The sequence below is a fragment of the Brenneria izadpanahii genome (assembly GCF_017569925.1).
Lineage (GTDB): Bacteria > Pseudomonadota > Gammaproteobacteria > Enterobacterales > Enterobacteriaceae > Brenneria > Brenneria izadpanahii.
In genome coordinates this window covers 4,863,399-4,877,917 of sequence record NZ_CP050854.1, presented here as the reverse complement: position 1 = coordinate 4,877,917, position 14,519 = coordinate 4,863,399, and the positions used below count along the sequence as shown (strand labels likewise).

The following is a 14,519-nucleotide window of genomic DNA, read 5'->3' as shown; positions in this document are numbered from 1 at the left end:
ATTAAAAAATCAATTAGTTGATGTAATGAAATGAGGGAAAATATGATGAAAAGAGTCGGCATTGTCCTGAGCGGGTGTGGCGTTTACGATGGTTCAGAGATTCATGAAGCAGTGCTGACGCTGCTTGCATTGGATCGGGCCGGGGCGGAGGCGGTTTGTTTTGCGCCCGATAAGCCGCAGTCCGATGTTATTAATCACCTGACAGGTGACGTAACCAATGAAAATCGCAACGTTTTAGTTGAGTCCGCCAGGATCGCCAGAGGAAAAATTCAACCGCTTTCAGACGCCGATGCGCAACAGCTTGATGCGCTGATTGTACCCGGCGGTTTTGGCTCCGCTAAAAATTTAAGCGACTTCGCCACCCAAGGGGCGGCCTGTCATGTTGATGAAAATTTAAAATTACTCACACAGGAAATTTATAAGCAAAATAAACCAATTGGTTTTATTTGCATCAGTCCCGCGCTGTTACCAACGTTATTGGGCGAGCCGATTAGACTTACAATTGGTAATGATATTGATACTGCTGAAATCATTGAAGAAATGGGCGGGATTCATGTTGTTTGCCCGGTGGATGATATCGTGGTGGATGCGGAACATAAAATCGTGACTACGCCCGCTTACATGTTAGCCAACTCAATCAGTGAGGCGGCAAAAGGTATCGATAAGCTGGTCGCGCGCGTACTGGACTTTATTGAATGAGATTGAGCCGTCGCAGTAACGGTCTGCTGATGCGTTTTAAGCGCCTGATTGTTCGCTGCCTGCTGGCGGTATTGGGACTCTGGCTGGCAGGGATCTTACTGTTTTCTTTCCTGCCGGTACCGTTCTCAGCCGTGATGGCCGACCGTCAGATCAGCGCATGGTTGAACGGCGATTTTTCCTACGTCGCCCATTCTACCTGGGTGGCGATGGATGATATCGCTCCGTCGATGGCGCTGGCGGTGATCGCCGCGGAAGATCAGAAATTCCCCGAACATTGGGGGTTTGATTTCGATGCCATTAACTCGGCGTTGCGGCACAACGAACGCAATACGCAGCGGATCCGCGGGGCGTCCACGCTTTCCCAGCAGATGGTGAAGAATCTGTTTTTGTGGGATAGCCGCAGCTGGCTGCGCAAGGGGCTCGAAGCCGGAATCACCGCGGGGGTTGAGCTGGTATGGACCAAACGGCGCATTCTGACGGTGTATCTGAATATCGCGGAGTTCGGCCCCGGTATTTTTGGCGTAGAGGCGGCTTCAAGGCATTACTTCAACAAGCCCGCCAGCAGGCTGACGGCGAGCGAATCGGCTTTGCTGGCTGCGGTGCTGCCAAATCCGATCCGTTTTCGCGTCAATGCGCCTTCCGGGTACGTAATTCAGCGCCAGCAGTGGATTTTGCGCCAGATGCGCCAGATCGGCGGCGAAGCGTTTTTGCGTTCAAACGGCTTAAACTGAATAGGCTTCATACGCTAAGCCATATGCCGGATGACTCACAACGCAACATCCTGAAATGTTTTTGCGGTGAGGGAAATTATGCGGTTGAGTTATCTATTACTGTTTACCGCGTCGCTGTGGGGTGGTGCGGCAACAATCAGTTCGGCTGATGAAACGAACAATCCTTACGCTTTTTTATCTCAGCCCCAACTGGCATCGGTAAAGCAACAGCTGCGGCAAAATAGAGCGAAACCGCAAACGAGTCTGGCCTATCGTCAATTGCTCGCGCAGGCCGATCGCGCGCTGAAAATCACCAATCCCAGCGTCACGCAGAAAATGTCCCTGCCTTCCAGCGGTTCAAAACATGATTATTTGAGCCTCAGCGCCTACTGGTGGCCGGATCCGGACAAAGCTGATGGTTTGCCTTGGATACGGCGCGATGGGCAGGTAAACCCCGCCAGTAAGGATGAGCGGACCGATGGCGAGCGACTGGCGGCGTTTACCGCGCAGACGCAGGCTCTGGCGCTGGCATGGTATTTCTCCGGGCGACAGGCCTACGCCGATAAAGCGATCTCGATGATCCGAACCTGGTTCATTGATCCTACAACCCGCATGAATCCCAACCTGGATTACGCTCAAGGCGTGCCGGGCATTGCGTCAGGGCGCGGGGCCGGAGTGCTGGACGGCCGATATTTCGCCGTCCGTATTGTCGATGCGCTGATCATGCTGCGCAAAGCGCCTGGCTGGACAACGCTGGACGAGCAACAAATGCAGCAATGGATGAGGGAATATCTACGCTGGCTGCAAACCAGCAAGCTGGGGAAAAAAGAGTCGGCGGCGATGAATAACCACGGCAGTTGGTATGCCGTACAGGTAGCCGGTATCGCCTGGTATGTGGGAAAAACGGATAGCGTAAAATCGATGGCGGCGCTATTGCGGCGCAAAATGGATCATCAACTGCAGGCTGACGGCTCCCAACCGGAAGAGCTGGCGAGAACCCGCTCTTTCCACTACAGCTACTTCAATCTACAGGCGATGACGGATATGGCGACGCTGGCTTCCCAGGCGGGTGAAAACTTATGGCGATATCAAACGGCGCAAGGGAGCAGCCTGATCGCCGCGCTGGACTTTATGGCGCCTTACCTTGATGACAACAGAGTATGGCCGTACCAGACCATCGATCGGCACGAACGGCAGAGCAGCGTTCTGATACCGCTGATGTTGCAGGCTGAACGCGCGTTGCAAACGCCGCGTTATCGCAACGAGATCGCACAAGCCGGTTTTTCCGACCTGGTGTCTGGTGAAAAGCAAACCGGCCTAGAAGAACCAAAGCGTGGCGTCAGCATGTATACCCGGCGGGCCATCTGGCTGCTATCGTCCGCGGCGCAGTAAGCCGATGATGAAAAATGCCCCTAGCGGCGCAAGGATGGAATGACGACGGCAGAGTTTGCCGGGATGACGGAAGCGTACAGAGCGGAGAACCAGGGGGCAATAGGTCGGGCAACCACGGCCGCTGATGCATGTATCGCGCATCGGCGGCCATGGCGGGCTTATGGTTTAGTCCAGATAGGTAAAGGCGGTGGTGACATGCTTCACGCCGCTAATCTTACTGGCGATTTCAGCCGCGGACGTGCCTTCGCGCCGGGTAACCAGACCTAACAGGAATACTTCGCCATTTTCGGTGGTGACTTTCACGTTCGAAGATTTAACGGTATCGCTTGCCAGGATCTGAGAACGAACTTTGGTGGTGATCCAGGTATCCATTGACGCGGTTCCCAATGAAACGGGGGTGCCCTGGCGAACTTCGTTATACACTTCGGCCGCGCCGTCCACGCCGAGCGCAATCTGTTTAGCCCGTTCGGATAATTCGGCCGTCGGCGCTTGTCCCGTCAGCAAAACTTTTCCCTGATAGGCGGTAGCGACAACGCGGGCCTCTTTTTTCAATTGCTCATCTTTGCCGAGCGCATTGGTCACACGGATTTCCAGTGTGCTGTCGTCAACCTGCGTCCCCACGGTGCGGGGATCGGTGGCGCTTTTGGTGGCGACCGCGGCGCTTCCAACCACTACCGCGCCAACACAACCTTGTAACAAGAGGGCGATAGACAGCACGGCAAATGCAGAACTTATCCTCATGTAGTGCTCCTTAATCGTTCTGGTGTGGAAAAAGTGTGTTATCAATTAAATCGCACAGGCAGTTAACTGTCAGCATGTGCATCTCCTGAATACGGGCGCTACGATGGGAAGGAATGCGGATTTCCACATCCTGCGGGCCAAGCAGCCCCGCTAGTTCACCGCCATCGTAGCCGGTCAAAGCGACAATCGTCATATCTCTGGTTACCGCCGCTTCCACCGCTTTGACAATGTCTCTGCTATTCCCGCGGGTTGATATCGCCAACAACACGTCGCCGGCTTGTCCCAATGCCCGAACTTGCTTGGCGTAGACCTCTTCATGCAGCCGGTCATTGGCAATCGCAGTTAAGACCACATTATCGGCATTAAGTGCGATGGCCGGTAAACTAGGGCGTTCCGCCTCAAAACGATTAATCATGCTGGCGGCAAAATGCTGGGCATTGGCCGCCGACGTTCCGTTGCCGCAGCACAGAATTTTGTTGCCGTTTAGCAGGCACTGCACCAGCACCATGGCCGCACGGGAAATTGCATCCGGTAAGGCTTCCGCAGCAGCAATCTGCGTCTGAATACTCTCGGTAAAACAAACTTTTATTCTATCCAGCACGTTGAATTAACCTACTTTTAATTAGAGTCCATGAACTAAGCGCCCGGATGTACGCCAGCCGGGCCTGCGGCATTTATACGTTATCCGTATGCCGCGCGATACGTGATAAATGCCTGGTCTATCTCGTTAGAATTATTTATGAAATGTATCATCCCTGCGCGTTGAAGGCGTTAGGAAGCCAGGTAATCTGATCGCCGGTGATCGCCACTACGTCGAAGCGACAGTCCGCCGTGTCAAAACCGCTCCCGCGCTGCGCCAGCCAGACGGCGGCGGCATGAAGCAGCCGCTGTTGCTTTCGCCGAGTGACGCTGGCGGCGGCATCGCCGAAATCGGCATTCTTCCGATAGCGAACCTCCACAAAGACCCAGGTTTGCCGGTCGCGCATAATCAAATCCAGCTCACCGCCGCGCAACGCGACATTGGCGGCGGCGAAGGTCAAGCCGGCGTCTTCAAGATAGCGCCGGGCCCGCTGTTCATAATCCGCGCCGGTTGTCCGGGCGGTCAGGATGCCGGCACCAACTGGCCCTGACGATATTGCAGCCAGGTCATTTGCCGGTTAATCACGCAATCGGGCGTTGCGCTCAGTATACCGGTCGCTCCATCGACCTGATGTCCGGGCATCTGGCGCATTTCAGCAAAATGGCTGGCCAGCGTCCAGGCGTCCATGCCCATCGCATAGAGGCGCACCAGCGAATAATCATTTTTGAACTGGCTGCTTACCTGCTGCATCAAGGTCGGGTTCGCGCCCGCCAACAGCGGGATCTCGCTGAATTGCAATCCTTCCATTTCCAGACGGAAATCAGGGCCGCTGCCTGCCTGGAAGCTGCGCGAGCTGGCATACAGCGCGGGACGTGCGCGCGATGTGGTGCGCATATCGATCATGGGTTTGATCAATGACAGTTCATCAGGCGTGGCGATGATGTAAACGGCATCGATATTGCCGCTCACCGATGAACCGACCACCGGTTCTACCTGTGCCGGGATGGTTAAGCCGCCCACGGTGGTTCCCGGCGGCGTCTGGGACGTTTGGTTAACGGGTTGACCGCTCAGGCTCAGACCTGCGCCGCTGTTGATAGCCTGCTTGAGCTCGATGGTATTGCCAAAGCGCTGTTGCAGCAGAAGACCGCCGCCTTGCTGGCTCCAGGCTTGCGCAAACGCATTGACGACGCGATCGCCAAGGTTCCCGCGCGGAACCAGAAGTAACGGCTGCTGTTTGCCCTGCTGATGAATAAACTTGGCGGCGTCTCTGGCTTCATCTTCCGGCGATAAAGCGAAGTAGCAGATATTAGGAATATTTTGTACGTGCTCAGACTGATTGAGCGCCAGAATGTTCAAGGGGGATTGGCTGGTCGCCAGTTGTTCCACTTCGTTTTTCAATAGCGGCCCGATGGCAAGAGACGCGCCGTCCTGCTGAGCCTGCGCCAAGACATTCGCTAAAGGTTGTGATGAGGTGTCATACACTCTTACCGGCAATGAACTGGGGAGAGAGGGCTGCGCGGCGGGGGGTGTTACCGGGGCAATCTCATCGCTGTATTGCGCAACCGGCTGACCATCTTGCCCGTTCTGCCCGTTCTGCTCGTTCTGACCGTTCAGATCGGTTGGTTCGCTTGGGGTAGCGGCAGCGCCGGCGTTTTGGTCCGGAGAGCCGGTTTGTTGACCGTCGCCGGCCGCCTGCGGGAATGAGTTTGTTACCATGGCCTGACCGCTTCTGGCCGCGTTAAATCCCTGCTGGATGGCATTGGCGAACACCTGCGCCTGACCATTTAACGGCAATAGCAGGGCGATGCTGCTGACCTGCGACGGATGGAAATCGATGAATTGCGTCAGCTGCGTCGGCAGCATTTGGGCCGCCGGATGACGCGGGTAGCGGGTTTGCCAATCCTCAATGGCCGATTTTAGCTGGTCGGGAGACTGGCGGTTGGCCTGATAGGAGCCAAGCAGATCGACCCAGCCCTGCAGAACGTTTTCGTCGGCATTGATCAGGATTGAGTCAGACTCCTGCGGCGTCATCTGCACCAGCGTTTGCCAGGTTTGGTTGATATTCGATTGGCGGGCGGAATTATCCTGCAGTAAGGGTTCCTGAGCGATGTAGGCGCGCAGCAATGCCGCCGACGGACGTTGTTGATTCGCCAGGATCTGCGCGTCGTAGTAGCGAAGCTGCTGTTGGGCGGAGAGCGCGTTGACGTCCAACTGGCTTAACGCCGCATTGGCGGCGTTCACATTTTTCTGTGCGACGGATAGCTCAGCGCTCAATAATTGCTGTTCCAACTTCTGCGCTGCGCTTAAATTGGCCGGTAATGCGTTAAACTGCTGGCTGGCCTGCGGCGTTTTACCTTCCTGCAATAAGGCGCGAATAGCGAGTAACTGCCAGGCGGCCTTGTTACTATCGCCGCTTTGCTGCATTTGTTGCAGATAATAGTCGGCAGAAGCATCAGCCTTGCCCTGCACCTCAGGCGGCGGACTTTGCGGCGCCTGGCTTGGACAGCCTGCAAGAAACAGCGCCGCTAGCAAAACAGGAATAACACGCCCTGTCTGAGTACGGACGGAACGAAAGGAAAGCATACTGTATCCAATGATTTTTTTTAAAGATGCTCAATATTAAATCGGCAACCCGGATGAAACAATGAATCAAGACCAACAAGCAGACATTTCTGCATCCACCCTTTACATTGTCCCCACGCCGATTGGCAATCTGGGCGATATTACCCAGCGCGCTTTGGACGTATTGCGGCGCGTCGATCTGATTGCTGCAGAGGATACCCGTCATACCGGTCTGTTGTTACAACATTTTGCAATTAATGCACGGCTGTTCGCATTACACGATCATAATGAACAGCAGAAAGCAGATTCGGTATTGGCAAAATTGCAGGAAGGGCAAAGTATCGCGCTGGTTTCCGATGCGGGAACGCCGCTGATTAACGATCCCGGCTATCACCTGGTGCGTCGCTGCCGCGAGGCGGGGATCCGAATTGTGCCGCTGCCCGGCGCCTGCGCGGCGATTACCGCGCTTTCGGCGGCGGGGCTGCCTTCGGATCGTTTCTGTTATGAAGGCTTTCTGCCGGCAAAAACCAAGGCGCGTAAAGATACGCTGCGTGCACTGCAGGAAGAGCCGAGAACCCTGATCTTTTATGAGTCGACGCACCGGCTGCTGGAGAGCTTGCTGGACATAACCGAAGTATTGGGAGCGCAGCGTTATGTTGTGCTGGCGCGTGAAATCACCAAAACCTGGGAGTCGATTCACGGCGCGCCGGTAGGCGAACTGCTGGCGTGGGTGAAGGAAGACGAAAATCGTCGTAAGGGCGAGATGGTGCTGATTGTCGAAGGGCATAAAGCGGACGCCGAGGCTTTGCCGGCCGAAGCCTTACGCACCCTGTCCCTGTTGCAGAAAGAATTGCCCTTGAAGAAGGCGGCCGCGTTAGCCGCGGAAATACACGGCGTTAAGAAAAATGCTCTGTATAAGCACGCGCTCGACCAGCAGGAAGGATGACAGCTCGCGTAAAACACTATACAATCCGCGCCGAAGTTGACCAGACAGTCGCCGCTTCACTGCCGTCCCTCTCGGGGGAGACAGGTGGAGGGGAGGAAAGTCCGGGCTCCATAGGGCAGGGTGCCAGGTAACGCCTGGGAGGCGCAAGCCTACGACAAGTGCAACAGAGAGCAAACCGCCGATGGCCCGCGTAAGCGGGATCAGGTAAGGGTGAAAGGGTGCGGTAAGAGCGCACCGCGCGGCTGGCAACAGTCCGCGGCACGGTAAACTCCACCCGGAGCAAGGCCAAATAGGGGTTCACATGGTACGGCCCGTACTGAACCCGGGTAGGCTGCTTGAGCCAGTGAGCGATTGCTGGCCTAGATGAATGACTGTCCACGACAGAACCCGGCTTAACGGTCAACTTCAACTTTTTCTATGAATTCCGCTGCGGCGGTTTTCAGTCCGCGCGAGCGGGCGAAAAGATGAATGACTGTCCACGACGCTTTTTATGAAAGAACGCGGCTTAACGGTCAACTTCAACTTTTTCTATGAATTCCGCCCCGGCGGTTTTCGGCCTGCGCGAGCGGGCAAAAAGATGAATGACTGTCCACGACGCTTTTTATGAAAGAACGCGGCTTAACGGTCAGTTTCAACTTTTCTATGAATTCCGCCGCGGCGGTTTTCAGCCCGCGCGAGCGGGCGAAAAGATGAATGACTGTCCACGACGCTTTTTATGAAAGAACGCGGCTTAATGGTCAGTTTCAACTCTCTTTATACGGCCAACCTATGTTTAACCGCACAGGTTGGCCGTTTTTTTATGCGTAATGCGTACGCTTTCTCTTCAAATTTATTGATGGTCTTCATCACAGATATCCGAGTTTTTCCGATGTGCAAAAGGCGTACAGTGATTGCCATAACGTGCTGTTGCACGATGCCGATCTTTCATTAAGGATACAGCTATGAACAATGCTTCCCGTATGCCCGCTCTGTTCCTCGGTCATGGCAGCCCGATGAACGTGCTGGAGGATAACCCGTACACTCAGGCATGGCGGACGCTGGGGGAAACATTACCGCGACCAAAGGCTATCGTCGCGGTCTCCGCCCACTGGTATACCCGCGGCACGGCCGTTACGGCAATGGATAAACCCAGGACGATTCATGATTTCGGCGGTTTCCCGCAGGCGCTGTTTGATACTCGGTATCCGGCGCCGGGATCGCCTGATTTGGCCGAAAAAATTCAACGACTTCTCGCGCCGGTTCCGGTGGCGGCTGATCGCGGCGAGTGGGGATTGGATCACGGTTCCTGGGGCGTGCTGATAAAAATGTATCCGCAGGCGGATATTCCGGTGGTGCAGCTGAGCGTAGACGGCACACAGCCAGCCGCCTATCACTATCAGTTGGGAAAGAAACTGAGCGCCCTGCGTGATGAGGGGATCATGATTGTCGCCAGCGGCAACGTGGTGCATAACCTGCGTATGGCTAAATGGGATGGCGATGCGGAGCCTTATCCGTGGGCGGTTTCGTTCAATCAGTTTGTGCGTGATAATCTGACGTATCAAGGGGACGATCATCCGCTGGTAAACTTTATGCGGCATGAGGGCGCGTCGTTATCCAACCCAACGCCCGACCACTATCTGCCGCTGCTTTACGTTTTAGGATGCTGGGACGGCAAAGAAGCGGTGAGTATCCCGGTGGACGGCATTGAAATGGGTTCACTGAGTATGCTGTCGGTACAGGTGGGATAACGCGAACAAGGCACGGCGTATCCCCGTCATCTTTCAAGCTGCATCTGCGTTGACTTCCCTCACTCACCCCAGTCGCTTACTTAAGTAATTGACTGGGGATTCATTCGGCCGCCGCCTTGATGCAACTTGAAATCTATTGGGTATGAGACCGCGCCTTGTTTTAACCCGGATAGGGTTAGTCCAGAATGATATGCGGATAAAAACGCGATAAGTCCTGAGTAATCAGTTCCCGGTCTTCACGCATGCCGATGCCGCAGGGCTGATCGTTTACCAGCCAACTGCCGATCAGCGTATAGCTGTCGCCAAATTTGGGCAGCGGATGATACTGCTGGACGATCTTGCCTTCTTCACCGTAGGGGCCGCCCACCGCGGCGATCTCCTTGCCGTTTTCCACTATTTGAATATTGGCGCCTTCGCGTGAGAACAGCGGTTTGATGACGTAATTCTCCAACTCGGGGTGTTCGTCTTCGGTGAAATAAGCGGGTAGCAGGTTCGGGTGGTTCGGGAACATCTGCCACAGCATGGGCAGCAAGGCTTTATTGGAAACGATACTCTTCCAGGCCGGCTCCAGCCAGCGAACGCCGGCGTCCTCAAGCTTGGTGGAGAACATCTCGCGCAGCATAAACTCCCACGGATAGAGTTTAAACAGATTACTGATGACCTGATTCTCCAGGTCGGTAAACTGCCCCTTTTCGCCGAGGCCGATTTCTTCCATATAGAGAAACTCGTTCGGCAGGCCCGCCTCCAGCGCGCAATCCTGCAGGTATTGCACCGTACCTCGATCTTCAGCGGTGTCCTGGCAGCAGGCGAAATGCAGCAGACCAAAGCCATGATTCAGTCTGAGATCTTCAAATCGTTCGATCAGTTTTTCCTGAATGCTGTTGTACTGATCGGCGGTTTGCGGCAATTGGCCGGCTTTGATCTGATCTTCCAGCCACAGCCATTGGAAAAACGCCGCTTCATACAGCGAAGTCGGCGTATCGGCGTTATTTTCCAGCAGCTTGGCCGGCGTTTTCCCGTCATAGGCCAGATCGAGACGCGAATAGAGCGACGGCTGGTTGGTTCGCCATGAATGCCTGACGAATTCCCAGGTATGTTTGGGAATGCGAAATTTGGCCATCAGTTCATCGCTGCCGACGACTTTCTCCACCACCTGCAAACACATCTGGTGCAGCTCTGCGGTGGTGTCTTCCAACTCTTCAATTTGCGCCAGCGTGAACTGATAGTACGCCTCTTCACACCAGTAACGTTCCCCGTACATGGTGTGAAACTGGAACCCGAATTCCGTAGCTTTTTCACGCCAGTCGGGGCGTTCGGTAATTTCAATCCGCTTCATTAAATGTGTCCTCAGCCCCCCATGCTACGGGAAGTGCCGGCGCTGCTGCGCTGCATGGCGGTCTGTTTGGCTACCGTTTCACCGAAGCCGCCGCGGGTGATGGTGGTGGTGGTGGCGGGTTTGGGCGCCAGAGCCGTTTTCGGTACGTTAATGGTGCGGCCCGTTGTGGCGCTGCCGTAGTTTTTACCGGAAGCGTCGACAAATTGTCCGTTAGCCGGGCTGGCGGGGGATTTTGAGGTAAACAGCGGCTGTTGCGCGTAACCGCCGCCTCCCATCATTCGGCCCATCATGTAACCCGCCATCAGCGGCATCCAGAAGCTGCCGCTCTGTTGAGATTCGGCAGCCATGCCCGCCTGCGCGGGCGCTGGAGCCTGAGTACACTGCGCTTCGCCGAACTCCGCCACGCAGTCTTCGCGGGTGGCGTATTTAGGCGCGGTTTTTTCGGCTTCTTTCAGCGCGTTATTGTAAGCGGTAGTGCATTGTTCACTCATGGATGGGTTGGCGCGCGAACAGTCATCGGCGTTCTGATAAAGAGAAACCGTTTCATCAGCCTGTTCACAGCCGGCTAACATAAATACGCTGCTGACCGCTAACGCGATAGGCGCCAGGCGATACGGCCGCCATCCCTTACGAAACATTTCCTGATTGATGTTTTTAGTACGTTTCATCATATTAATCCCAGAGAAAATACCTTTTATTTTTCAAGCGGCAGGCGTCGTATCGGCCGCCGCCCGAATCATTCAGGGTATAGGCATCAAGCCCAATTGTTAACAATTGCGCTTAAGGATAGGGTAAGGCTGCCTGAATTTAAAGCGCCAATGGCGGTAACCCGGCGACTCTTTACGTTGCTATACATTCGGTTGTGCGGCGGTTCGCTTTATCTGGCGGACGGGGATGGAAAATGCCGGAAGAATTTCCTGATGACATATCGCGGCCGCCTGAAAAAACAACAAAAAAGGGGAACGGACGTTCCCCTTGCAGCGAGAGGCTAAGTGATTACTGACGCGATGCCGTCGTGTGGGCAAGCGGCGCGCTGACGCTGTTGTCGGCGACCGGCGGCGTAGTTGAAACCGGCTGGCCCAGCGCGGCGTTCAGCGCTTGCAGATCGCTTTCGTTCAGCGTACCCAGGGCGGACTTAATGTTTAGCTGATTAATCAGGTAATCATAACGGGCGCTGGAAAGCTGCTGCTTGGCGTTATACAGCGTCGTGGTGGCGTCCAGCACGTCGATAATGGTGCGCGTGCCGACCTGATAGCCCGCTTCCATCGCGTCCAGAGAGCTTTGCGCGGAAACTTCAGCCTGTTTGTACGCGTTGATGCTGCTGATAGACGCGGAAATATTGTTGAACGACGAACGCACGGTTTGAACGACGGTGCGATGCGTGCTTTCCAACTGTTCGCTGGCGCTGACAAAACTGTGTTGAGCCTGTTTCACCTGCGAACTGGTCGCGCCGCCGCTATACAGCGGCAGATTAAAGCTGATGCCGACTTTATTCTGGCCCACATTGCTGTCGCTATATGAACTGCCGCGGGTGTTCGAACCGGAATAGCTGGTATCGCTTACGCTGCTGGACGCGGTCAGATCCAGCGTCGGCATGTGGCCGGTCTGGGCGTAGCGGATTTGCTCACGCGCCAGATCCTGACTCAGACGGGCGGACAACAGGCTCAGGTTGCGGTTTTCCGCTTCCTTCAGCAGATTGTTAACGCCCTCTGTTTTTTGAGTCGAAAACCGTTTGATGTCCAGTCCCGCCAGCTGCGGGTAAAAATTACCGCTGACCTGGCGCAGAACTTCCAGAGCGTTGTCCAGCGTATTGCGGGCCAGCACTTCGCTGGCAAGGACGCTATCATATTCGGCGCGGGCGTTTTGCACGTCGGTAATCGCAACCAGGCCGACATTAAAGCGCTGGGTCGTCTGATCCAACTGACGATAAATAGCCTGTTTCTGGGCGTTGATGTAAGACAGGGAATCAATTGCGCGCAGTACGTTGAAATACGCGGTCGCAGTATTCAGAATCAGGGCTTGTTGAGCCGTCTGGAAAGTAACGTCTTCAATACCGGCCTGTTTTTCCTGCAAGGTTAGCGCGCGCCATTTAGACATATCGAACAGTGTCTGGGTTAACTGCAATGATGCGCTTTTGACATCATTGTTAACGCCGCTGTTATCGCGAAAACCGTCGGTATAAGTGTAATCCGCGCCTAAGCCTAATTGCGGCAATAGCGGGCTTCGTGCTTCATTGATTTTTTCAAACGCGGCATCACGGGTGGCTGCTGAGCTACGTAAGTCTGGATTGGTATTTTTGGCTTGCTGGTATACCTGTAGCAGGTTTTCCGCCTGACTCATTAAACTAAAACCGCCCAGGCTCAAACCAATGAGAAGAGGGAGCAATTTCTTCATTTGCGTTCCTTGTTGTACAGCAATGTCTCTATGATAGCGCTGTCTGTAGACGAATAGTTTCCGATTCTATCAGAATCTGCCAATAAGATTAGGTAACTGAACGTGCCATATTTCCGGGAGCCGCCCGATCAGGGCGGTTCCGGTGTTATTTAGACCCTGCGGCGCAGAGCTTTCATACATATACAGTTTGCACTTGCCGTACTGAAACGGTCTTGAGTAATAATGCCTGCTGGGATAGATCCTGATTTTATGTAAATCTAGCACAAACAACAGCGAGTATGATGAGCGGCATTTTCGCCATACAATGATGGATTCCATCGATACCCGTTACAGGAGTTGCATTATGGCGTCTTCAGAATCTAGTCCTGTCACCTTTAATAAAGATGACGTAGAAATTATTGCACGTGAAGAATTATACAAGGGTTTTTTTTCACTGGTGCGCTATCGTTTCCGTCATCGTCTGTTTAATGGTGAAATGAGCGATGAAGTGAGCCGCGAGATCTTCGAACGCGGGCATGCGGTCGTGCTGTTGCCGTACGATCCCGTGCGCGATGAGGTGGTGCTGGTTGAGCAGATACGCATTGCGGCTTATGACAGCAGCGTTTCTCCCTGGCTGTTGGAACTGGTGGCGGGCATGATTGAACCGGGTGAAAGCCTGGAAGATGTCGCCCGGCGGGAAGCGCAGGAAGAAGCCGGCCTGGTCGTCGGGCGCTGCCGGCCCATCGTCAACTATCTTGCCAGTCCCGGTGGCACCAGCGAGCGTCTGGCTGTTATGGTAGGGGAAGTGGATACCAGGACGGCGGCGGGAATTCATGGCCTGGCGGAGGAAAATGAAGATATCCGGGTGCATGTAGTGAGCCGCGAACAGAGTTATCAATGGGTTGAGGAAGGAATTATCGATAACGCAGCTTCTGTCATTGCCCTGCAATGGCTGGCGTTGCACCATGAAAAACTGAGAAATGAGTGGGTGGATTGAATTTATGAAGCGTTATACCCCGGATTTCCCGGCGATGATGAGGCTATGCGAAACCAATTTCATGCAATTACGGCGTTTGCTGCCCCGTATAGACGAAGTCGGTGAAACCGCGGTTTATCACGTTAATAATACCGTTTATCGCTTAACTATCCTTGAATCGACCCGCTATACCTCTTTGGTTAAGATTCAACAGACTGCGCCTGCGGTAAGCTACTGGAGCCTGCCCATGATGACGGTGCGGTTATATCATGACGCGCTGGTTGCGGAAGTGTGTGCCAGTCAGCAGATCTTCCGCTTCAAGGCACGTTATGATTATCCGAATAAGAAGTTACATCAACGTGACGAAAAGCATCAAATTAATCAGTTTCTTGCTGATTGGCTAAAATATTGTTTGGCGTATGGTTCGATGTCGATCCCTGTTTGTTAGACAGATTTAAGTAACCAAGGACACCATCA

Annotated in this window: 14 protein-coding genes and 1 other RNA gene; 8 read left to right on the top strand and 7 right to left on the bottom strand. The window is 54.3% G+C overall.

Going from position 1 to position 14,519, the window contains the following annotated elements; genetic code table 11:
- Window positions 1–45: 45 nt before the first annotated feature.
- The 3 genes from elbB to HC231_RS21810 all read left to right on the top strand — a co-directional run bounded on the left by elbB (window position 46) and on the right by HC231_RS21810 (window position 2,801).
- On the top strand, window positions 46–699 hold the full coding sequence (elbB, locus tag HC231_RS21820; protein ID WP_208231473.1) for an isoprenoid biosynthesis glyoxalase ElbB: 654 nt from the start codon (window positions 46–48) through the stop codon (window positions 697–699).
- A gap of 29 nt (window positions 700–728) precedes the next feature.
- Window positions 729–1,430, top strand: coding sequence for a monofunctional biosynthetic peptidoglycan transglycosylase (gene mtgA / locus HC231_RS21815; RefSeq protein ID WP_425490566.1), 702 nt, complete (start codon window positions 729–731; stop codon window positions 1,428–1,430).
- 78 nt (window positions 1,431–1,508) lie between these two features.
- Window positions 1,509–2,801: an alginate lyase family protein gene (locus HC231_RS21810; protein WP_208228750.1), complete on the top strand. Its 1,293-nt coding sequence runs from the start codon at window positions 1,509–1,511 to the stop codon at window positions 2,799–2,801.
- Window positions 2,802–2,966: 165 nt separating this feature from the next.
- Here the strand turns inward: HC231_RS21810 and dolP are convergent, their stop codons facing one another.
- The 4 genes from dolP to HC231_RS21790 all read right to left on the bottom strand — a co-directional run bounded on the left by dolP (window position 2,967) and on the right by HC231_RS21790 (window position 6,705).
- Window positions 2,967–3,542: a division/outer membrane stress-associated lipid-binding lipoprotein gene (dolP, locus tag HC231_RS21805; protein ID WP_208228749.1), complete on the bottom strand. Its 576-nt coding sequence runs from the start codon at window positions 3,540–3,542 to the stop codon at window positions 2,967–2,969.
- A 10-nt stretch (window positions 3,543–3,552) separates the two neighbouring features.
- The gene (gene diaA / locus HC231_RS21800) at window positions 3,553–4,143 is read right to left on the bottom strand and encodes a DnaA initiator-associating protein DiaA (protein ID WP_208228748.1); all 591 of its coding nucleotides are present in this window, start codon (window positions 4,141–4,143) and stop codon (window positions 3,553–3,555) included.
- A 148-nt stretch (window positions 4,144–4,291) separates the two neighbouring features.
- Window positions 4,292–4,648: a YraN family protein gene (locus HC231_RS21795; RefSeq protein WP_208231472.1), complete on the bottom strand. Its 357-nt coding sequence runs from the start codon at window positions 4,646–4,648 to the stop codon at window positions 4,292–4,294.
- A complete protein-coding gene (locus HC231_RS21790) occupies window positions 4,645–6,705 on the bottom strand; it encodes a penicillin-binding protein activator (RefSeq protein WP_208228747.1) in 2,061 nt (686 codons plus the stop codon). Before HC231_RS21790 ends, HC231_RS21795 begins: the two co-directional genes overlap by 4 nt.
- Before the next feature lie 61 nt (window positions 6,706–6,766).
- On the opposite strand from HC231_RS21790, the gene rsmI reads away from it, so the two are divergent.
- The 3 genes from rsmI (at window position 6,767) to ygiD (ending at window position 9,357) form a co-directional block, all read left to right on the top strand.
- Window positions 6,767–7,630 carry a 16S rRNA (cytidine(1402)-2'-O)-methyltransferase gene (rsmI, locus tag HC231_RS21785; RefSeq protein WP_208228746.1) on the top strand — a complete coding sequence of 288 codons (864 nt, stop codon included), beginning with the start codon at window positions 6,767–6,769 and terminating at the stop codon, window positions 7,628–7,630.
- 32 nt (window positions 7,631–7,662) lie between these two features.
- Window positions 7,663–8,041: RNase P RNA component class A (rnpB, locus tag HC231_RS21780), an RNA gene on the top strand.
- 530 nt (window positions 8,042–8,571) lie between these two features.
- Entirely contained in the window at window positions 8,572–9,357 is a 786-nt protein-coding gene (gene ygiD / locus HC231_RS21775; RefSeq protein ID WP_208228745.1) for a 4,5-DOPA-extradiol-dioxygenase, read from the top strand.
- Between the two features lie 175 nt (window positions 9,358–9,532).
- On the opposite strand, the gene HC231_RS21770 is transcribed toward ygiD, so the two are convergent.
- From HC231_RS21770 to tolC, 3 genes are all read right to left on the bottom strand, one after another.
- A complete protein-coding gene (locus HC231_RS21770) occupies window positions 9,533–10,693 on the bottom strand; it encodes a glutathionylspermidine synthase family protein (protein ID WP_208228744.1) in 1,161 nt (386 codons plus the stop codon).
- 11 nt (window positions 10,694–10,704) lie between these two features.
- Window positions 10,705–11,361, bottom strand: coding sequence for a DUF1190 family protein (locus HC231_RS21765; RefSeq protein ID WP_208231470.1), 657 nt, complete (start codon window positions 11,359–11,361; stop codon window positions 10,705–10,707).
- 328 nt (window positions 11,362–11,689) lie between these two features.
- On the bottom strand, window positions 11,690–13,087 hold the full coding sequence (tolC, locus tag HC231_RS21760; RefSeq protein WP_208228743.1) for an outer membrane channel protein TolC: 1,398 nt from the start codon (window positions 13,085–13,087) through the stop codon (window positions 11,690–11,692).
- A 343-nt stretch (window positions 13,088–13,430) separates the two neighbouring features.
- On the opposite strand from tolC, the gene nudF reads away from it, so the two are divergent.
- Together nudF and HC231_RS21750 are read left to right on the top strand one after the other, a co-directional pair.
- Window positions 13,431–14,063, top strand: a complete 633-nt coding sequence (nudF, locus tag HC231_RS21755) for an ADP-ribose diphosphatase (protein WP_208228742.1) — start codon at window positions 13,431–13,433, stop codon at window positions 14,061–14,063.
- Window positions 14,064–14,067: 4 nt separating this feature from the next.
- Window positions 14,068–14,490, top strand: a complete 423-nt coding sequence (locus HC231_RS21750) for a DUF1249 family protein (protein WP_208228741.1) — start codon at window positions 14,068–14,070, stop codon at window positions 14,488–14,490.
- The last annotated feature ends 29 nt before the right edge of the window (window positions 14,491–14,519 follow it).